17 protein-coding genes and 3 tRNA genes are annotated in these 19,339 nt (G+C 37.1%); 15 read left to right on the top strand and 5 right to left on the bottom strand.

The features are described 5' to 3' along the window. Nucleotides 1-88: 88 nt before the first annotated feature. From rlmH to SCSH_RS07080, 3 genes are read left to right on the top strand one after another with little or no spacing between them, the layout of a single operon-like run. Complete coding sequence (gene rlmH, locus SCSH_RS07090) at nucleotides 89-568, top strand: 23S rRNA (pseudouridine(1915)-N(3))-methyltransferase RlmH (protein WP_057491206.1); 480 nt, start codon at nucleotides 89-91, stop codon at nucleotides 566-568. Between the two features lie 5 nt (nucleotides 569-573). After that, on the top strand, nucleotides 574-1,251 hold the full coding sequence (locus tag SCSH_RS07085) for a DNA alkylation repair protein (RefSeq protein WP_057491189.1): 678 nt from the start codon (nucleotides 574-576) through the stop codon (nucleotides 1,249-1,251). Between the two features lie 38 nt (nucleotides 1,252-1,289). Then, nucleotides 1,290-1,952, top strand: a complete 663-nt coding sequence (locus SCSH_RS07080) for a YoaK family protein (protein ID WP_057491188.1) — start codon at nucleotides 1,290-1,292, stop codon at nucleotides 1,950-1,952. Nucleotides 1,953-1,973: 21 nt separating this feature from the next. On the opposite strand, the gene SCSH_RS07075 is transcribed toward SCSH_RS07080, so the two are convergent. Continuing rightward, nucleotides 1,974-2,047 (bottom strand) — tRNA-Arg (locus SCSH_RS07075). 376 nt (nucleotides 2,048-2,423) lie between these two features. Here SCSH_RS07075 and SCSH_RS07070 point away from each other — a divergent pair. Next, nucleotides 2,424-2,495 (top strand) — tRNA-Glu (locus SCSH_RS07070). Nucleotides 2,496-2,500: 5 nt separating this feature from the next. After that, a tRNA-Asn gene (locus SCSH_RS07065) sits at nucleotides 2,501-2,574 on the top strand. 263 nt (nucleotides 2,575-2,837) lie between these two features. Here SCSH_RS07065 and SCSH_RS07060 read toward each other — a convergent pair. Both SCSH_RS07060 and SCSH_RS07055 read right to left on the bottom strand, forming a co-directional pair. Continuing rightward, nucleotides 2,838-5,423 carry a YfhO family protein gene (locus tag SCSH_RS07060; RefSeq protein WP_057491187.1) on the bottom strand — a complete coding sequence of 862 codons (2,586 nt, stop codon included), beginning with the start codon at nucleotides 5,421-5,423 and terminating at the stop codon, nucleotides 2,838-2,840. Between the two features lie 42 nt (nucleotides 5,424-5,465). Continuing rightward, complete coding sequence (locus tag SCSH_RS07055) at nucleotides 5,466-7,085, bottom strand: ATP-binding cassette domain-containing protein (RefSeq protein ID WP_057491186.1); 1,620 nt, start codon at nucleotides 7,083-7,085, stop codon at nucleotides 5,466-5,468. 163 nt (nucleotides 7,086-7,248) lie between these two features. Here SCSH_RS07055 and trpS point away from each other — a divergent pair, with 163 nt between their 5' ends. Together trpS and guaB are read left to right on the top strand one after the other, a co-directional pair. Continuing rightward, complete coding sequence (trpS, locus tag SCSH_RS07050; protein ID WP_057491185.1) at nucleotides 7,249-8,271, top strand: tryptophan--tRNA ligase; 1,023 nt, start codon at nucleotides 7,249-7,251, stop codon at nucleotides 8,269-8,271. Between the two features lie 168 nt (nucleotides 8,272-8,439). Then, complete coding sequence (gene guaB / locus SCSH_RS07045) at nucleotides 8,440-9,921, top strand: IMP dehydrogenase (protein ID WP_057491184.1); 1,482 nt, start codon at nucleotides 8,440-8,442, stop codon at nucleotides 9,919-9,921. Between the two features lie 187 nt (nucleotides 9,922-10,108). Here guaB and recF read toward each other — a convergent pair whose 3' ends face one another. Further along, entirely contained in the window at nucleotides 10,109-11,200 is a 1,092-nt protein-coding gene (gene recF, locus SCSH_RS07040) for a DNA replication/repair protein RecF (RefSeq protein WP_057491183.1), read from the bottom strand. Nucleotides 11,201-11,202: 2 nt separating this feature from the next. Continuing rightward, nucleotides 11,203-11,574 (bottom strand): S4 domain-containing protein YaaA, encoded by a 372-nt coding sequence (gene yaaA, locus SCSH_RS07035; protein ID WP_057491182.1) that lies wholly within the window; start codon nucleotides 11,572-11,574, stop codon nucleotides 11,203-11,205. A gap of 79 nt (nucleotides 11,575-11,653) precedes the next feature. Between yaaA and yfmF the strand changes: the two genes are divergently transcribed. From yfmF to apf, 8 genes are all read left to right on the top strand, one after another. After that, entirely contained in the window at nucleotides 11,654-12,901 is a 1,248-nt protein-coding gene (yfmF, locus tag SCSH_RS07030) for an EF-P 5-aminopentanol modification-associated protein YfmF (protein ID WP_057491181.1), read from the top strand. After that, a complete protein-coding gene (yfmH, locus tag SCSH_RS07025; RefSeq protein ID WP_057491180.1) occupies nucleotides 12,902-14,194 on the top strand; it encodes an EF-P 5-aminopentanol modification-associated protein YfmH in 1,293 nt (430 codons plus the stop codon). A gap of 70 nt (nucleotides 14,195-14,264) precedes the next feature. Continuing rightward, nucleotides 14,265-15,263 (top strand): helix-turn-helix domain-containing protein, encoded by a 999-nt coding sequence (locus SCSH_RS07020; RefSeq protein ID WP_057491179.1) that lies wholly within the window; start codon nucleotides 14,265-14,267, stop codon nucleotides 15,261-15,263. Between the two features lie 11 nt (nucleotides 15,264-15,274). Then, nucleotides 15,275-15,817: a CDP-diacylglycerol--glycerol-3-phosphate 3-phosphatidyltransferase gene (gene pgsA / locus SCSH_RS07015; RefSeq protein ID WP_057491178.1), complete on the top strand. Its 543-nt coding sequence runs from the start codon at nucleotides 15,275-15,277 to the stop codon at nucleotides 15,815-15,817. A gap of 3 nt (nucleotides 15,818-15,820) precedes the next feature. Beyond that, nucleotides 15,821-16,663 carry an energy-coupling factor ABC transporter ATP-binding protein gene (locus SCSH_RS07010; RefSeq protein ID WP_057491177.1) on the top strand — a complete coding sequence of 281 codons (843 nt, stop codon included), beginning with the start codon at nucleotides 15,821-15,823 and terminating at the stop codon, nucleotides 16,661-16,663. Then, the gene (locus tag SCSH_RS07005; protein ID WP_057491176.1) at nucleotides 16,639-17,481 is read left to right on the top strand and encodes an energy-coupling factor transporter ATPase; all 843 of its coding nucleotides are present in this window, start codon (nucleotides 16,639-16,641) and stop codon (nucleotides 17,479-17,481) included. The genes SCSH_RS07010 and SCSH_RS07005 overlap by 25 nt, the downstream gene beginning before the upstream one ends. Continuing rightward, a complete protein-coding gene (locus SCSH_RS07000) occupies nucleotides 17,474-18,268 on the top strand; it encodes an energy-coupling factor transporter transmembrane component T family protein (protein ID WP_057491175.1) in 795 nt (264 codons plus the stop codon). The genes SCSH_RS07005 and SCSH_RS07000 overlap by 8 nt, the downstream gene beginning before the upstream one ends. A gap of 183 nt (nucleotides 18,269-18,451) precedes the next feature. Then, nucleotides 18,452-19,315, top strand: a complete 864-nt coding sequence (apf, locus tag SCSH_RS06995; RefSeq protein WP_057491174.1) for an aggregation-promoting factor — start codon at nucleotides 18,452-18,454, stop codon at nucleotides 19,313-19,315. Nucleotides 19,316-19,339 lie beyond the last annotated feature (24 nt).

Here is a 19,339-nt window from a genome sequence, read left to right as displayed (position 1 = left end):
TATATTTGCAGGTAAGAGTTTTTTAGAAACCATTTTTCTGTGAAAAACTGTGGATAAGTCTGACGAAAAAGGTGCTATAATAGAAAATATGAAAGTAAAAATAATAGCAATCGGTAAAATTAAAGAAAAGTATTTAAAAGATGGTATTGCTGAATACAGCAAGCGGCTCAGCCGTTTTACTAAGTTTGAAATACTAGAGCTGCCAGATGAAAAAACACCAGACAATGCCAGTCAGGCACAGAACCAGCAGATTCTTGAAAAGGAAGGTCAGCGGATTATCCAGAAAATTTCTCCTCGAGAATTTGTGATTGTTTTGGCCATTGAAGGCAAGCAACTTTCTTCTGAGAAATTTAGTCAAATCTTATCTGATGCCCAAATTAAAGGATATTCTGATATTACTTTTATTATTGGAGGAAGTCTTGGGCTCTCTCAGGAAGTAAAAAAGCGGGCTGATTTGCTCATCAGTTTTGGCCTTATGACCCTGCCTCATCAGCTGATGCGTTTAGTACTAGCAGAGCAAATTTACAGGGCTTTTATGATTCAGGAAGGAAGTCCTTATCACAAATAGGAGACATGATGACTTATTCTGAAATAATTAAATTGTTTGAAGAGAATTCTGATTCAGAAAAAGCTGCAAAAATGGCTAACTATCAGAAAAACCATTTTGCATTTTATGGGATTCCAACGCCTTTGCGGCGCCAATTGTCTAAAACATTTTTGAAAGAGAAGTCTTTAGAAGAAGTTATTGATTGGGAATTTGTTTTTGCAATGTGGCAGGAAGACTGCCGTGAATGCCAGTATCTATCCTGCAATTATCTCCAGATGCCAAAAATCAAATCAAAATTGACTCTGTCTGATCTAAGTAAAATAAAGGAGCTCGTTGTCAGCAAATCATGGTGGGATTCTGTGGATAACTTGGATGAAGTTGCCGGAGCTATTGTTAAAAATGATTCTCAAGCTAAAGAAATTATGTTAGAGTGGTCTTTAGCTGATAATTTTTGGCTGCGGCGAGTGGCTATTGATCATCAGCTGACTTTTAAAAAAGATACTGACGAAAATCTTTTGGCAGCTATCATTGAAAATAATCTGTCAGGTTCTGCCTTTGCCAAAGAATTTTTTATCAACAAGGCCATCGGCTGGGCCTTGCGGGAATATTCAAAAACCAATCCTATTTGGGTTCATCATTTTATTGAAAAACACAAGGAACAAATGAACCGTTTATCTGTCCGAGAAGCCAGTAAATATCTGTAAGAGCGTTTCACGTGAAACAAAAGGAGAAAGTTTGAAAAATGACAAAAAAATATCAAAATTTTGAAGGATTGAGGGTGGCAATGCTTCTAACTTTTGTTAGCGGCTTTATTGACGCCTATACTTACATTACTCAAGGCGGTCGATTTGCTAGCATGCAGACAGGAAATTTGTTGTATATGACTATCAATATTGCAGAAGGCCGTTTTAAAGAAGCATTTAGTTTTTTGATTCCGATCATTTTCTTTATTTTAGGGCAATTTTTCTACTATTTTCTTAGAAAATGGGTTACCCCTAAAAATGTCAGATGGCATAAGCTAAGCACTTATGTATTGTTTATTTTGTTAGCAGCAATAGCTGTATCAAGTCCTTTATTGCCATCTATTTTTACGATTGCTGGTCTAGCTTTTTTTGCTTCTATTCAGCTGGCAACTTTTAAACGAGTTAGAGGATATACTTACACCAATACTATGATGACAGGAAATATAAAAAATGCTGCCTATCTTTTTCTTAAAGGAAGTGTGGAAAAAGATAAGCAGATACTAAGACAGTCTATTTATATCATTACAGTTATTATCACTTTTATGGTAGGTGTTCTGCTGTCAACAGTTATGTGTCGCTATTTAACTGAAAACAGTCTTTATATTTTGCTTTTGCCAATGCTAATGCTAGTTTACCTTTTGAACATAGAAAAAGCCTTTTAGTCAAAAACTAAAAGGCAGTTTTGATCCCAGCAGGATTCGAACCTGCGACCGTTCGCTTAGAAGGCGAATGCTCTATCCAGCTGAGCTATGAGACCTTACAGCTTTATTATTTTACCAAATTTTATGTTCTGCTGTCAATCTTCGTGTGAAAAGCACAGTTGTTTTAAGCACTTTTTAAATTATGACAAGTAATTTAAACAAGAAGGAAAATATTCAGGTTGTAGACAAACTCTATAGTTATCCATTTAACAAACACACACATCTTAGGATAGTATCAATTCACAATCTATAAGAAAAATAGGTGAATGAAACGAGTCTAGCCCAGATACTTTCCGCACACAATAATTCTTTTGATAAAAATCGACTTTTTCTTCAGTCTGAAATATTATTATAATTTTTTTTAAAAAAAGGTAGACAAATAAAAGATATTTGTTATAATAATAAGAGTGTTGATGACATATCAATCTCTATGGTCCGTTGGTCAAGGGGTTAAGACACCGCCTTTTCACGGCGGTAACACGGGTTCGAATCCCGTACGGACTATTAATTCCGGCATAGCTCAGTTGGTAGTAGCGCATGACTGTTAATCATGATGTCGTAGGTTCGAGTCCTACTGCCGGAGTGATAAGACACTAACTCTGTATTAAAAATACAGGGTTTTTATTAACTTGATAAAGCGATAAAAAGTCCATTTGAAGGGGCTTTTTTAGTTTAAAGAAATTCGAGACTGAAACAAAAGTTCAGCCTCACTTTGTGAATATACAGAAAATAACAGCTTGCTCCAATAGTTGACAGTGAAACCATTAGGAAGATTATTTTAGAACCCACATTAGAAATAAAAGAGTAGGAACTATTGGTTTTGTAAACTTGTGCCTCTTTTTTCAACTAAAGGATGGTTGTGTTGTTTTTAGTAGATTTTTTATAAAAAGCTCGATACAGCACAAAAAGCAAGATCCCTGAACAAGAAATCATGATTCCTTGGCGGAATCCCTGAGGAATAAAAGTCATTGTAATTTTGCCTCTGCCTTTTTTAACATTGATTTTCATAAAACCACCCTGAGCTTTTTTAATGTTTAGTTTTTTTCCATCTTGTACTGCTGACCAGCCTTTGTCGTAAGGTAGAGTATAAATTAATGAACTGCTCTTTTTAGCAGTGTAAAAGGTAAAAATTTGATTTTTTTGAGTGGAAACCTTGACAGCTTGCTTTTTTAATTGTGTCATAGCTTTTTGATAAGCTGTGAGATTTAAGGCGTAAACATGTGGTAAATCATAACTAACAGTATCATTATTAGGAAAACTGAGTTTGAAAGTTAGAATCTTTTCTTTTTTGTAATTGCCTAAATTAAATAAAGAATAGCTACTGTTATCAACAAGCTGTTTGATTCTTTTATCATCCATTGTTAAAAGAACATCTGCTTTTTCACTAAAGTTGATATTGGGAAGGCTAATATAAAGCTGACTGTTGGCAGGAACCTTTACAGTATAGTAAACTTCTGCTTTACTTTTGTTGTAACTAGATACAGCTGTGCGGCCATTTAAAACTTGGGCATTTTTACTTGAAAGGATTGGAATCTTTGTAAAGAATCTGTCTTTGGCTTTTGTTAGTTGCTTGACAAATCTTTCTTGATTAATAAGCGTACCAGCATCTAACTTGACATCTTTGTAAAGTCCATTTGACATGAGAGCCAGAGGCAAAGCGTAAACATTTTTGTAAAGTTGAAGATTTTTGTTGCTTTGTTTGAGTTCAAATCCAAATTTATATGGATTTTGTTGACTGATATTATAGCTAACTGATAAAAGACTGTCCATTAGAATAGTATTGTTATGATAGCTGATAAAGGCATGATTTCCTTGTGAATAATAGCCTAGAGCATTTAATAATTTGGCAGCCGGGATATTTTTGACAGATGAAAATTGAGAAATGCTGTTGTAATTAAATTTCATGCCATCATTTGACGTTTGATGAATCAATTTTTCTAAACGGAAAAAGTCCTTTTTGTCGTTATTGCTTAGCTTGACATACCTGTCAACTTCTTTTACATTATCTTTATAGACCTTTCTGGAAGGGAAATTCCAGTCGTTTTCAATACCTTGAATTTGAAAAAAGCTATTTAAGGAAATTTCAAAAACTGTAAAGATAAGTGTAAAGGAAATTGTTAATTGTCGAGAAATTTTTTTATTGAAAAAAGTATAGAGAATAATAGCATAAGCTGCTAAAAAGAGAGCTGTTAATATAAATTGTTCTAATCCTAAAAAGCTGTAACTGTCTCTAAAAAAGAACACAGCTGTAAATCCTATGCTTAATAAAGCAAAGGCTGAGTAAAAGTGTTTTAATCTTAGGGTTTCTATCCGTGAGAGGGTTTCGGCTGCCATCATTAGTATAATGATGGAAAAGACCCAAGAATAACGGTGCAGAAACATATTGGGTGAATGCAGGCCTTGCCAAAAGAGATCTAGAGGCTGAAAAATAAAACTAGCAATGATTGAGGCAATAAGAAGCAAATAGGCTATCTTGACTGAACTTTTAATGGTTTTAATAAAAAAGAAAGCAAGAGCTAAAATTAAGGGTAATAATCCAATATAAATTGTCGGGATAGATCCGTATTTTGTTGTATCGTAACTGCCGATAAAATTTTTGGCAAATAAATCAAGGTAATCTGTATCTGGTGACAATAGCTCAAAGTGTTGGGCTGTTTTTTCTCCATAGCTGCGTAAATCAAGAAAGGTTGGTAGCAGCATAAAAGCACTGGTAAGTGCCGAAAAAAGAGAAACTAAAACAAAATCGGCCAGTCGTTTTATTCTCTTCTTAAAATTCCATGAAGTTTGGGTCAAGAACCAAAGGCAGAGAAAAACAGCTGTCATAAAGCCAAAGAAATAATTTTGAATAAACAGGCAGCTTAAGACAAGAAAATAGAGGGTTAGACCTTTTTTATTCATTAAGCGATCTAAGCCCAATAAAATCAGCGGCAGCAAAATGAAAACATCTAGCCAATTGTTTAATTCCAGCTGACTGGTGGTAAAACTCATAAGAGCATAGGAAGTTGACAGCATCAGAAGCAGACGTTTTGCTAGGCTGGGATAAAACTGGCTCATACTATAAAAAGCTGACAGACCAATCAAACCAAATTTTATTAGAGTAAAAAGATAAAAGGCATCAGCCATAGTTTGAACAGTGAAAAAATAAGTCAAAGGTGTCAAAAAACTGCCCAAGTAATAGCTCATCAGAGCGAAAACGTTAAACCCCAGTCCGCCTTTAAAAGAATAAAATAAGCTGTCTGTTCCATGAAAGATATTGCGAATCAGCGTGTCAAAAATGACATATTGATGAAAGCCATCGCTGGCTAAAAGAGTTGTCTGGCTGCCCCAATAAATATTTTTTGCAAAAAGAACTATAAACATGATAAAAGCGGGCAGTATAAAACTAATACAATAAAAAATAAGGCTCTGTTTGTGATTTTTTAAATAGTTCATCGTAGGTTTTCTTTATAAAAAAATAAAAAGCGTTTCCGCTTTTTATTGCCAGAGTTGAGCAACTTTTGCCTGCACTTCTTCATTTTCAAGGAATTCATCATAGGTTTCATCAATACGGTCAATAACACCGTTTTTAGAGATGACAACGATATGGTTGGCCAATGTCTGAATGAATTCGTGGTCATGGCTGGCAAAGATGATAGATTCTTTAAAATCTTTGAGACCGTCATTTAGGCTTGAGATGGACTCTAAGTCCAAGTGATTAGTAGGGTCATCCAGGACAAGCACATTAGACTTGAGTAGCATTAACTTAGAGAGCATCACGCGCACCTTTTCTCCTCCTGAGAGGACATTGACAGACTTGTTAACATCATCACCGGAAAAGAGCATACGACCCAAGAAACCGCGAAGAAAGGTATTGTCATCTTCTTCTTTGCTGGCAAATTGACGCAGCCATTCTAAAATAGATTCATCACTTGCAAAATCACTGCTGTTGTCCTTTGGAAGATAAGAACGGCTTGTCGTAACTCCCCATTTAATTGTGCCTTCGTATTCAATGTCTCCCATAAGGGCACGCATAAGAGCTGTTGTCTGAATGTCATTTTGGCCGATGATGGCAGTCTTATCTCCTGGATTTAAAATGAAACTGATATTGTCAAGAATGGTTTCACCATCAATTTTAACTGAAAGGTTTTCGACAGTCAGAAGATCATTGCCAATTTCACGTTCTGCCTGAAATTTAATAAATGGATACTTTCGACTGGAAGGAACAATCTCTTCCAGCTCAATTTTGTCCAGCATTTTTTTACGGGATGTAGCTTGTTTTGACTTAGACGCATTGGCTGAAAAGCGAGCCACAAACTCTTGGAGTTCCTTGATCTTCTCTTCTGCTTTGGCATTGCGATCCGCCTGCAGTTTTGCTGCCAGTTCGCTGGACTCTTTCCAGAAATCATAGTTTCCGACATAGAGTTTGATTTTTCCAAAATCAAGATCAGCCATATGGGTACAGACTTTATTGAGAAAATGCCGATCGTGGGAAACAACGATGACCGTATTTTCAAAGTCTATCAGAAAATCTTCCAACCAATTAATAGACTGAATATCAAGACCATTAGTGGGCTCATCAAGCAAGAGAACGTCCGGCTTGCCAAAAAGAGCCTTGGCAAGCAAAACCTTGACCTTATCACCATTGGCCAGTTCACTCATATTTTGATAGTGAAGATCTTCAGGAATATTAAGGTTTTGCAGCAGTTGAGCGGCTTCACTTTCAGCTTCCCAGCCTCCTAATTCAGCGAACTGTCCTTCCAGTTCAGCGGCACGGACCCCATCTTCGTCTGAAAAGTCTGCTTTCATGTAAATAGCATCTTTTTCTTTCATAATATCATAGAGTTCTTGATTGCCCATGATAACAACATCGATGGCACGTTCTTCTTCATAGTCAAAGTGATTTTGACGAAGAACAGACAAACGTTCATTGGGACCGAGAGTTACATGTCCGGTTGTAGGTTCAATATCGCCAGCTAAAATTTTCAAAAATGTTGATTTTCCAGCGCCATTAGCACCGATCAAACCATAGGTATTTCCTGCTGTAAATTTAATATTGACATCATCAAAAAGTTTACGATCGCTGAAACGCAGCGAAATATCTGATACAGTTAACAATTTCTCACCTCATCTTTTGATACTACTACATTTTACAGGAAAAGCCCTTATTTTTCAATTAAATCCCTTTGCTGTAAAAATTTCTTGAAGCTGCTTTTGATTTGTCCTCCTGCTGCTTATAATTATGTTATAATTGAACTAATTGTAATTTAGGAGAACAGAAATGACAAAACCTATTATTTTGACAGGTGACCGTCCGACAGGAAAATTGCACTTAGGGCATTATGTCGGCAGTCTAAAAAATCGTGTCCTTTTGCAAAATGAGGACAAGTACCGCATGTTTGTTTTTTTGGCAGACCAGCAGGCCCTAACCGATCACGCTAAAGAATCTGAAATTATCAAAGAGTCGGTGGGTAATGTTGCCCTTGATTATTTGGCAGTGGGGCTGGATCCGGAAAAGGTGACTATTTTTATTCAGAGTCAAATTCCTGAACTAGCTGAATTGACCATGTATTATATGAATTTAGTGTCTCTTGCCCGTTTGGAGCGCAATCCAACCGTTAAAACAGAAATTGCTCAAAAAGGCTTTGGACAGTCTATTCCGACAGGTTTTTTGGTTTATCCTATTTCACAGGCTGCTGATATTACTGCCTTTAAAGCTAATTATGTGCCGGTTGGAAATGACCAAAAGCCAATGATTGAGCAGACACGCGAAATTGTCCGCAGTTTTAACCATACTTATAAATGCGATGCTTTAGTAGAACCGGAAGGTATTTATCCTGAAAATGAGGCTGCTGGCCGCCTGCCGGGACTTGATGGTAATGCTAAAATGTCCAAATCTTTGGGCAACGGCATTTATCTATCAGATGATGCAGATACTGTTCGCAAAAAAGTGATGAGTATGTACACTGATCCAAATCATATCCGTGTTGAAGATCCTGGTTCTATAGAAGGCAATATGGTCTTCCATTATCTTGATGTGTTTGGCCGTCCTGAGGATGCAGCTGAAATTGCAGCGATGAAAGAACACTATCAAAAAGGTGGTTTGGGTGATGTGAAGACAAAACGCTACTTGCTGGATATTTTAGAACGGGAATTAAAACCTATTCGTGAACGGCGTTTAGACTATGCTAAGGATATGGGTTATGTTTTTGATATGCTGAAAAAAGGCAGTGAAAAAGCTCGTCAGACAGCTTCAAAAACCTTGGATGATGTCAAAAAAGCTATGGGCATTAATTATTTTTAGAAAGTTTTGTATAAAAAAGCAGAGAAGACGCTGTAAAAATCAGTCTTTGACTCTGCTTTTTTCTTTGGCAAATTTTCTGGAATTTATTGACAAATGATTTTGGCGTGATATGATAGTTACAATCAAACTAGCCAACCGGCAAAAATGTATAGAAAAGAGGATTAAATAATGTCAAATTGGGACACTAAATTTTTGAAAAAAGGTTATACCTTCGATGATGTATTGCTTATCCCGGCTGAAAGCCATGTTCTTCCAAATGAAGTTAATATGCAGACCAAATTGGCTGAAAATTTGACATTAAATATTCCAATTATCACTGCAGCTATGGATACAGTCACGGACAGTAAAATGGCAATCGCCATTGCGCGTGCAGGCGGTCTTGGCGTTATTCATAAGAATATGTCTATTAAAGAGCAGGCCGAGGAAGTTCGTAAGGTCAAACGTTCAGAAAATGGTGTCATTATTGATCCTTTCTTTTTGACACCTAATCATAAGGTTTCTGAAGCTGAAGAATTAATGCAGCGCTACCGTATCAGTGGGGTGCCGATTGTAGAAACGCTTGAGAATCGTAAATTAGTTGGCATCATTACAAATCGTGATATGCGCTTTATTTCTGATTATGATACGACTATTTCAGAACATATGACCAGTGAAAAACTGGTTACAGCCCCTGTAGGAACTGACCTTGAAACAGCAGAACGCATCTTGCACGAACACCGTATTGAAAAACTGCCTTTGGTTGATGAAACTGGCCGTTTGTCCGGTCTTATTACCATTAAGGATATTGAAAAAGTCATTGAATTTCCAAGTGCTGCTAAAGATGAGTTTGGCCGTCTTTTAGTTGCTGGTGCTGTCGGTGTTACTTCTGATACTTTTGAGCGTGCAGAAGCACTTTTTGAAGCTGGAGCAGACGCTATTGTCATTGATACAGCTCACGGCCACTCTGCTGGTGTGCTTCGGAAAATTGCTGAGATTCGTTCGACTTTTCCTGACAAGACTTTAATTGCCGGCAATATTGCCACTGCTGCTGGTGCACGAGCTCTCTATGATGCCGGTGTTGATGTGGTTAAGGTAGGAATCGGTCCAGGATCTATTTGTACAACCCGTGTTGTTGCCGGTGTTGGTGTTCCTCAGATTACAGCCATTTATGATGCAGCCAGCGTTGCGCGTGAATATGGCAAGACCATTATTGCTGATGGTGGTATCAAGTATTCTGGTGATATTGTCAAAGCTCTTGCTGCAGGCGGTAATGCTGTCATGCTTGGATCAATGTTTGCGGGTACTGATGAAGCACCGGGTGAAACCGAAATTTATCAAGGCCGTAAGTTTAAAACATACCGCGGTATGGGCTCGATTGCAGCTATGAAGAAAGGGTCAAGTGATCGTTACTTCCAAGGCTCTGTCAATGAAGCTAATAAGCTTGTTCCAGAAGGTATTGAAGGTCGTGTAGCTTATAAAGGTGCGGTGGCAGATATTGTTTTTCAAATGTTAGGCGGTATTCGCTCTGGTATGGGCTATGTTGGAGCTGCTGATTTGCAGGCATTGCGCGAAAATGCTCAGTTTATTGAGATGTCAGGAGCTGGTCTGATTGAAAGTCATCCGCATGACGTTCAAATTACAAACGAAGCTCCTAATTATTCTGTACAGTAAAAAGAGCTAAAAAAAGAAACTGTTTAGTTTACTACAGTTTCTTTTTTTATCAAAATTTAAGTCTAAACGTGTAAGTGTAAAAAGTTACTTGACAGTAAATTTAAATACAAACACCTTAAAACCAATGCTTTCAGACAATATATTTACATACTTGTAAAGTTATATTGACAGATGTTTTACACTTATGTTAATCTTCAGAAACCTCTCCCTGATGGATGGTGAAGAGTTTTAAATCTTCAGGGAGCTGTTGAAGGTGTTCAAGACTGGTTGTCGTGATAAATGTTTGGACATTTTCTTTGATGCCTTCTAGAAGCTTAGTTTGTCTATGGTTGTCAAGTTCGCTCATCACATCGTCCAGCAAAAGGATGGGATAGTCACCGGTGACAGACTTGATGAGTTCGATTTCAGCTAACTTTAAAGATAAAATCAAGCTGCGGAGCTGACCCTGACTGCCAAAACCAGCATTCATACCGTTGATGAAAAACTCTAAGTCATCACGATGTGGCCCCAAACCAGTGTTTTTCTTAAAAATGTCTCGCTGACGATTTTTTTGCAGCTGGGATAAGAAATTTTTCTCAATATCTGTTTTATCATCAAATTTGACCGACGAAAGATAGGAAATACTTAACTGCTCTTTTTGATTTGAAATGGTAAAATGGTGTTTATCTGCTTCCTTGGCTAGATCATGGATGAAATCAAAGCGATGCCTGATGACTCTGCTGCCATAATCTGCCAGCTGTTCATCTAAAACACTTAAAAAATCTGAATCAACCTTGTCAGCTTTTTTGAGATAGGAATTTCTTTGTTTTAGAACATGATTATAATTTGATAAATCAGCCAGATAAACAGGTTTGATCTGGCCTAAATCAATATCAATGAACTTTCTTCGAAGACTGGGGGATCCTTTTACGAGCTGCAAGTCCTCTGGTGCAAACAAAACAACCGTCATGATACCGATATAGTCTGACAGTTTGGATTGTTTCAAATGGTTGATTTTCGTCGTTCTGCCCTTGTCTGATAAGGTTATTTCTAAAGGAACTTTGCCATTGACTCGGTTTAAGATTCCTAAGACATGCAGCTCTTTTTGACCGAACCGGATTAGCTCTTTATCTGAACGTGTTCGATGGCTGCGTGTCAAAGACAGAAAATAGATAGCTTCTAAAAAATTGGTCTTTCCTTGGGCGTTCTGGCCGACGAAAACATTAAGTTTTGACGAAAATTTAGTCTCAAGTTCTTGATAATTGCGGTAATTTGTTAATTTGATTTTTTCTATCCACATAGTTAAGTGCCGGGGAATCTGACAGCTTTTTTATTAGGAGCTACTTTTACTCCTTTATGCTGCTTGGTTTTCTTATTTTTTTGGTTCAATTCTTTTACGAGAGCCGCTACTCTTTCTTTTTCTGCCAGCTGATTGAGGTGCTCTGCCTTCTCCTTTGAGGAAGGTTCAACAACAGTAATCAAAATATCTGATGCTGGAATAGCAACTTGATCTCCCAGACGAATTTTTTTGCCGCGGCGTGTCTCTGCTTGACCATTAAATAAGACCTCTGTATTGGCCAAATAAGATTTTATTGCACCTCCGCTTGAAATGATTCCTAGATTTTTCAGGAGTGCTTGCAATGTAATATAGTCACCAAAAAGTTTATATTCCATAAATTCCTCAACTTTCTCTAAGGATAATTATAGCATAAAATGATATAATTGAACGGAATAACATATTAAAGGAAGTCTCATGAAATTAGCCCAAGATGTGCATTTACACTTGATTAAAACGACCAAATTTAAGACTAATCATATTACTTTTCGTTTTTCCGGAGAATTAAACAGCAAAACATTAGCCCGACGTGTTTTGGTTGCTCAAATGCTGGCAACAGCTAACAATGCTTATCCAACACCGCAAGCTTTCAGGGAGAAATTAGCCAATCTTTATGGAGCTCGCTTTTCCACTCATGTTTCAGTCAAAGGAAAGGTTCACATTGTTGATATTGATATTTCTTTTGTATCTGATTCGTTTGTATTAGACGGTGAATCTATTTTAGGAGAAGTGATTGCCTTTTTAAGGGAAGCTCTATTTAATCCTTTAGCTTCAGTAGAGCATTATCAGAGTAAGAGTTTTGAGCTTGAAAAGACAAATTTGATAAGGTATTTAGAAGCCGATAAAGAAGATGCTTTTTATTACAGCCAGTTAGAATTACAAAAACTTTTTTTCAAAGAAAAAATGATGCAGTATTCAAAAGACGCGACAGTCGATTTGATTGCTGCTGAGAATTCCTATACAGTCTATCAAGAATTTCAAAAAATGCTGAAAGAAGATCGCATTGATATTTTTGTCTTAGGAAATTTTGACGATTATCAGGTTTTACAGCTAATCGAAGAATTTCCTTTGAAAGATCGGCAAAAAGAACTCGTCTTTTTTTATCAGCAGGATTATTCAAAAGTTGTTCAGGAAAAGGTCGAACAAAGAGAAAATCAGCAATCTATTTTGCAGTTGGGTTACCATCTGCCAATAACTTACGGAGACAGTAATTATTATGCTTTGCTTGTTTTTAATGGTATTTTAGGCGCCTTTGCCCATTCAAAGTTGTTTACTGAAATTCGGGAAAAAGAAGGTTTAGCTTACAGTATTGGCAGTTATTTTGACAGTTACAGAGGTTTACTGCAAGTTTACACTGGTATTGACAGCAAAAAAAGACGTCAGACTTTTCAGCTGATTAATAAACAGTTTAATGATTTAAAGTTAGGACGATTTTCTAGTTATTTATTAAGTCAAACCAAGAAAATGCTGATAAATAATATTCAGCTGTCCGAAGATTGTCCTAAAAGTATGATTGAGTACGATTATAACTGTCAATTTTTAGGAGAACGATGTTTAGGTGTCAATGACTTGATTGACAAGATTGTCAAAGTTAGTAAAGAAGATGTTGTCAGGATAGCAAGTCTCATTAAGCTACAGTCTATCTATTTTTTAGAAGGAGAATAAATGGCTGCAACAAGGCTAAAAAAACGTACATTTCCAAAAATTAATGAAGAGTTTTATTTTAATCAGTTAGACAACGGTATCACTGTTTTTTTGCTGCCTAAAGAAGGTTTTGAAGAAACTTTTGCTGCCATAAGCAGCCGATTTGGTTCAATTGACACAGAGTTTACAGTAGATGGTAAACTTAAAAAATATCCAGCAGGTATTGCTCATTTTTTAGAACATCAGCTCTTTGAAATGGAAGATAGTAAGGATGCCTTTTATGAGTTTACTAAGTTAGGGGCAGACAGCAATGCCTACACAGACTTTGATAAAACGGTTTACTACTTTTCAGCAGCTAACAATATCAAGGAAAATCTTGCCTTACTGCAAGCCTTTACCAGTAAAGCAATGTTTACAGATGTGTCAATTAATAATGAAAAGAGTATTATCACTCAGGAAATTGACATGTATCAGGATAATGCTGACGATTTTCTATATCAAGGAATTTTAGCAAAACTTTATCCACAGACTCCATTGGCAGAAGATATTGCTGGCAGTCAAGCGAGTATTGGTGATTTAACTAAGCACGATTTAGAAGAAAATTTTCGTTATTTTTATCATCCTTCAAATCTGACTCTTTTAGTTGTGGGAGCATTTGATGTCAAGCAGGTTTACAAGGATATTGTCACTGTTCAAAAACAGCTTCTTTCATCAGAAAGTCCTCAAATTGAGCGAGCAAATTTAAAACTTTTACCAGTCACACCGGCAAGCTCAATACAAAAAGATGTCACAATTCCCAAATTAGCTGTAGGCTTTCGTTTTGATTTTATTGGAAAGAAAAATAAATCTTTAATGAAAGAAAAATTGCTTTTGAAATTGTTTTTTTGCCTTCTCTTTGGTTGGACATCTCAGCGCTATCAAAAATGGTATGAGGAAGGCAAGATTGATGATTCCTTTGATATAAAGATTGAAGTGTCAACTTCTTATCAATTTGCTGTCATTTTGCTTGACACAAAAGAGCCTATAGCTATGTCTAATCAAATTCGGCAGGCTGTTAAAAAGTTTGAAACAGATGGTGATCTGTCAAGTTCTCATTTACAGACGCTGCGAAATGAGCTATATGGTGATTTTATTAGCAGTTTGGATTCTATTGAGGCACTCTCGAATCAATTTATTGAAAATTTAAATGGAAAAGAAACTTACTTTGATTTTCCAAAAGTTTTGCAAAGCTTAGAAATAACAGATGTTATAGAATTTGGCAAGAAGATAATGAAAGAGATGCAAGTGACAGATTTTACACTATTTCCAAAATAGGCAGAAAATCTATCTAAAATTTGTTATAATAAACAGGATTAGTAGAGATGGAAGAACCGAGGTAAAGTAAATGAATAAAATAGGTGATATTTTACGTGATGCGCGGATTGAAAAAAAACTAAGTTTTGATGATGTAGTGGATAAAACCGGTATCGCTCCTCACTATATATTAGCCATGGAGTTGGATCAGCTTAAACTATTGCCAGAAGGAAAAACAAATGAATATTTGGAAAAATATGCAAAAGTCGTTGGCTTAGATCCGGTTTCTATTATTCATGGTTACCGCAATCAAGAATCAAGTGATGATTTGATTCTCCCGTCCTCAGTAGATGAGCCGGCTGAAACTTCACCTTCAGCAGATGAAACTGTTAAATCTGAAGGAGAAGAAAAATCAACTGAATCTTCTCATCAGGATTTATCTATTGACTTGGATGTTACTCAAAATATTGGTCTTACAGAAGAAACTCTGCAAGTTGAAGATACTGAAACAGAATCTAGTAAAGCAGATACTGTCATTGAAAAGATACCGTCTCGTCTCAGCAAATATGATTATGATGAAGAACCAAGCAGACACTTCCCTTGGGCTCTGATTTTGCTCGTATTGCTGGCCTTGGCTATTGTCAGCTATGTAGGCTATATTGCTTATAATCAATTACATACTGATTCTGATAAAACCGAATTCACTACTTCTTCTAAAAAGAAAAAGACCACTGACGATTCGTCGACGTCAACAACAACACAAAGTCAGACAACCATTGAAACAGATTTCGCAGAAGGTGGAAATAATGTCACTTTGAGTAATACAAACGGTAAGGTAGAAATCACCTTTACCTTGACAGGAACAGAAGACAGCTGGGTTTCAGCTACCAATACTGATGCCGGAGAATCAGGAACAACTCTGACAGCAGCTGAAAAGACTTATACAGTTACTTTGGCAGAAGGTTCAACGACTTCTATGCTGACAGTTGCTTTACTTAACAGTGTTGATATAACTATAAACGGTCAAAAATTGGACACTTCCAATTTGATTAATGCTGGTTTGACCAACATCAATGTGACTGTTCAATAAAGGAGTTTCAAATGGCTAAAAAGGAAAATATCCCCAATCTATTAACACTTATTCGTATTTTATTGATACCGGTTTTCTTGCTTCTAACCTCTGTAACTAGCAGTACAGCTTGGCATATTGTTGCAGCAGTTATCTTTGCAGCAGCAAGTCTGACAGATTATTTGGATGGTTATTTGGCTCGTAAATGGAAGGTCGTGACTAATTTTGGTAAATTTGCAGATCCTTTAGCAGATAAGATGTTAGTTATGAGTGCGTTCATTATGCTTGTTGGTCTTGATTTAGCGCCTGCTTGGGTTTCAGCAATTATTATCTGTCGTGAATTAGCGGTGACAGGTTTACGTTTGCTTTTGGTTGAAACAGGTGGAGAGGTTTTGGCGGCTGCTATGCCAGGAAAAATTAAAACAGCCACTCAGATGTTTTCCATTATTCTTCTACTCTGCCATTTTGAACTTGCAGGAACTGTTTTGCTTTATATAGCACTCTTTTTCACTCTTTATTCAGGTTATGATTATTTCAAAGGAGCCGGCTTCCTCTTTAAGGATACCTTTAAATAGACAATGACAGATAAAACGATCGAATTAAAAAATGTTACTTTTCGTTACGATGATCATCAAAAAAAGCCAACATTAGATAATATTTCGTTTCACGTGAAACATAGGGAATGGTTATCTATTATCGGTCACAATGGTAGCGGTAAGTCAACGACTGTTCGTTTAATTGACGGGCTTTTAGAAGCTGAGTCAGGACAAATTTTAATAGAAGGCGAAGAGTTATCTGACAGCAATATTTGGGATATTCGCCACAAGATTGGCATGGTTTTTCAAAATCCAGATAATCAATTTGTCGGAGCTACTGTAGAAGATGATGTTGCTTTCGGTCTGGAAAATCAAGGTGTTCCCCTCAAAGAAATGCAAAAGCGTGTTACAGAAGCTTTAAATCTCGTCGGCATGTCTGATTTTAGAACAAGGGAACCGGCTAGATTGTCAGGGGGACAAAAGCAAAGAGTAGCCATTGCAGGTGCAGTTGCTATGCGGCCGAGTATCATTATTTTGGATGAGGCAACTAGTATGCTGGATCCGGAAGGCCGCTTGGAATTAATCAAAACCATGCAAAAAATTCGTGATGAGTATGGTATGACAGTTATATCTATTACTCATGATTTAGACGAAGTTACTCTTAGTGACCGTGTTTTGGTGATGAAGAATGGTCAGATAGAGTCTTGTTCAACTCCTAGAGAATTATTTTCGCGAGGGGATGAACTTTTGAGTTTAGGATTGGATATTCCTTTTACTTCAGCCATTATTAAGGCTCTTGAGCAAATAGGGTTTACCTTTGATAATAATTATTTGCTGGAAAAAGAATTGGAAGATAAGTTATGGGCATCATTCTCCAAAAAGTAAGTTATACTTATCAGGCGGGAACCCCTTTTGAAGGGCGTGCCCTTTTCGATGTTGATTTAGAAATTAAAAATGGCAGCTTTACAGCTTTTATTGGTCATACCGGTAGTGGCAAGTCTACTATCATGCAGCTTTTAAACGGCCTTAATACACCGACTGAAGGCACTGTTTATGTTGATGATGTGGCTATCAAGCCCGACTCCAAAAATAAGGATATCAAAAGTATTCGTAAAAAGGTTGGTTTGGTATTTCAATTTCCGGAAAGTCAGCTTTTTGATGAAACGGTTTTAAAAGATGTTGCTTTTGGACCGCAGAATTTTGGTGTTTCTCAGGAAGATGCTGAAAAATTAGCTCGTGAAAAATTAACTTTAGTTGGCATTTCTGAGGAATTATTTGAGAAAAATCCTTTTGAATTATCGGGCGGCCAAATGCGCAGGGTAGCTATTGCAGGTATTTTAGCTATGGAGCCAAGCATTTTGGTTTTAGATGAACCTACTGCCGGTCTGGATCCCAAGGGTCGGCGTGAGTTGATGAATCTGTTTCAAGAGCTTCATCATCAAGGGATGACCATTGTTTTAGTCACTCACTTAATGGATGATGTGTCTAATTATGCAGACTGGGTTTATGTGCTGGAAAAGGGAAGGATTGTTCTGTCGGGCAGTCCTAAATCAGTTTTTCAGGAAATTGAATTTCTAGAGAGCAAACAATTGGGTGTTCCTAAAATTACTCAGTTTGCAGCTAATTTAAGAGACAAGGGAATGGCTTTTGATTCTCTGCCCATTACTCTAGAAGAATTTGTGGAGGCGATTAAGAATGAATAATCTTATCCTTGGCCGCTATATTCCAGGTGATTCGTTCATTCATCGTCTGGATCCAAGAAGCAAACTGCTGTCAATGTTCATTTTTATTATTGTTGTTTTTTGGGCCAATAATGTCATTACAAATCTTTTGATGTTTGCTTTTACCATGGTTTTGGTCTTGCTGTCCCGTATTAAAATCGGTTTTTTCCTGAAAGGGTTAAAGCCTATGATAGGCTTGATTCTTTTTACGACTCTGTTTCAGGTCTTTTTCACTCAGGCAGGCGAGGTTCTGCTGCAAATGTGGATTATCAAAATCACAGACTATGGTCTTGGACAGGCAGCTCTGATTTTTATGCGTTTTGTGCTGATTATCATCTTTTCAACACTGTTGACCTTAACAACAACCCCTCTTAGTTTAGCAGATGCCGTTGAGTCTCTTTTAAAACCCTTAGAACCTTTAAAAGTTCCTGTACATGAGATTGGTTTGATGCTGTCATTGAGTTTGCGCTTTGTGCCAACGTTGATGGACGATACGACGCGTATTATGAATGCTCAGAGAGCGCGTGGCGTTGATTTTGGAGAGGGAAATTTAATTCAAAAAATTAGATCTATTATTCCTATTTTGATTCCCCTTTTTGCTTCCAGTTTTAAAAGAGCAGATGCTTTAGCAACAGCTATGGAAGCGCGAGGATATCAAGGTGGTTCAGGACGCAGTAAATATCGACTGTTAAAATGGACCTATAAGGACAGCATGGCTATCATCGGTATCTGCTGTCTTGGTTTAATATTATTTTTATTAAAAAAATGAGAAAAACGTTTGGTAGTTGCGGAGATGTAATTATTTGACAAAGCTTAAATAATTGCTAACAAAGCAAAAGAAGGCGTTTTCTTTTTCTAATTAAAACTTAATTGTAATATATTTAATCTTACTCTAAAAAGTGGGTAACATATCTACTGTATGATGGGACATATACGCTAAAAGGAGTAAGTTATGTCAATTAAAAATATTTTAGAAAATAAAACCGTAAAAACTAGCTTTGCAGGACTTGCAACAGCTGCCAGTTTAATTTTACCTATTGCAGCACATGCGGAAAGCTATACTGTAAAATCAGGTGACACTTTGTCAGAAATTGCTTCTGCTCACGGAACAACGGTTAAAAAGCTTGCTAAAATAAATAAGATTAAAGATGTCCACCTTATTTATACTGATCAAGTTTTAGAGTTAGATGAGAAAGAAGCAGCATCTTCTCCAGCAACAGAAGCTGCCCCGGCTCCTTCATCAGAAACACAGGCTCCAGCAGCTTCGGAAACAACTCAGGCAACAGAAACAACAGTACAGCCTTCATCCGCAGAAACACAAGCAAGTGAAGCTGTGACACCAGCAGCAACTGAAACACAAGTTAGTGAAGCGACAACAACAGTTACTTCAGAAGTTCCCCAAACGACTGAAGCAACAACTGCACCTGCAGAAACACAAGCAAGTGAAGCAACAACGGCGGCACCTGCAACAACGCAAGTTAGTGAAGCTGCAACAACAGCTACAGAAGCTCCACAAACTACAGAGGCAACAACAGCAGCTCCTGCTGAATCGCAGACAGCTGAAACCGCATCAACTAGCAGCAGCTTGAGTGCATCGGATGCAGCTGCAAAAGAATTTATCGCTCAAAAGGAATCAGGCGGTAACTACAATGCTCAAAACGGGCAGTATTATGGCCGTTATCAGCTGAGCAGCTCTTACTTAAAGGGAGACTTATCAGCTGAAAACCAAGAACGTGTGGCAGATGCTTATGTCACTAGCCGCTATGGTTCATGGACAGCAGCACAAGCTTTCTGGAATGCTAATGGCTGGTATTGATCTTTAAAAATATGCTTAAAATGC

Source organism: Streptococcus orisasini, assembly GCF_001431045.1.
In the GTDB taxonomy this organism is placed as follows: domain Bacteria; phylum Bacillota; class Bacilli; order Lactobacillales; family Streptococcaceae; genus Streptococcus; species Streptococcus orisasini.
The sequence above is the reverse complement of the archived record's forward strand: the minus strand, read 5'-3'. Positions and strand labels throughout refer to the sequence as shown.

What these genes read in the sequence shown, in the direction of transcription:
- apf (WP_057491174.1), top strand. Translation starts at nt 18,452, where the DNA reads ATGTCAATTAAAAATATTTTAGAAAATAAAACCGTAAAAACTAGCTTT.
- SCSH_RS07000 (WP_057491175.1), top strand. Translation starts at nt 17,474, where the DNA reads ATGAATAATCTTATCCTTGGCCGCTATATTCCAGGTGATTCGTTCATT.
- yfmH (WP_057491180.1), top strand. Translation starts at nt 12,902, where the DNA reads ATGGCTGCAACAAGGCTAAAAAAACGTACATTTCCAAAAATTAATGAA.
- SCSH_RS07060 (WP_057491187.1), bottom strand. Translation starts at nt 5,423, where the DNA reads ATGAACTATTTAAAAAATCACAAACAGAGCCTTATTTTTTATTGTATT.
- recF (WP_057491183.1), bottom strand. Translation starts at nt 11,200, where the DNA reads ATGTGGATAGAAAAAATCAAATTAACAAATTACCGCAATTATCAAGAA.
- SCSH_RS07080 (WP_057491188.1), top strand. Translation starts at nt 1,290, where the DNA reads ATGACAAAAAAATATCAAAATTTTGAAGGATTGAGGGTGGCAATGCTT.
- trpS (WP_057491185.1), top strand. Translation starts at nt 7,249, where the DNA reads ATGACAAAACCTATTATTTTGACAGGTGACCGTCCGACAGGAAAATTG.
- yaaA (WP_057491182.1), bottom strand. Translation starts at nt 11,574, where the DNA reads ATGGAATATAAACTTTTTGGTGACTATATTACATTGCAAGCACTCCTG.
- yfmF (WP_057491181.1), top strand. Translation starts at nt 11,654, where the DNA reads ATGAAATTAGCCCAAGATGTGCATTTACACTTGATTAAAACGACCAAA.
- rlmH (WP_057491206.1), top strand. Translation starts at nt 89, where the DNA reads ATGAAAGTAAAAATAATAGCAATCGGTAAAATTAAAGAAAAGTATTTA.
- SCSH_RS07085 (WP_057491189.1), top strand. Translation starts at nt 574, where the DNA reads ATGATGACTTATTCTGAAATAATTAAATTGTTTGAAGAGAATTCTGAT.
- pgsA (WP_057491178.1), top strand. Translation starts at nt 15,275, where the DNA reads ATGGCTAAAAAGGAAAATATCCCCAATCTATTAACACTTATTCGTATT.
- SCSH_RS07005 (WP_057491176.1), top strand. Translation starts at nt 16,639, where the DNA reads ATGGGCATCATTCTCCAAAAAGTAAGTTATACTTATCAGGCGGGAACC.
- SCSH_RS07020 (WP_057491179.1), top strand. Translation starts at nt 14,265, where the DNA reads ATGAATAAAATAGGTGATATTTTACGTGATGCGCGGATTGAAAAAAAA.
- guaB (WP_057491184.1), top strand. Translation starts at nt 8,440, where the DNA reads ATGTCAAATTGGGACACTAAATTTTTGAAAAAAGGTTATACCTTCGAT.
- SCSH_RS07010 (WP_057491177.1), top strand. Translation starts at nt 15,821, where the DNA reads ATGACAGATAAAACGATCGAATTAAAAAATGTTACTTTTCGTTACGAT.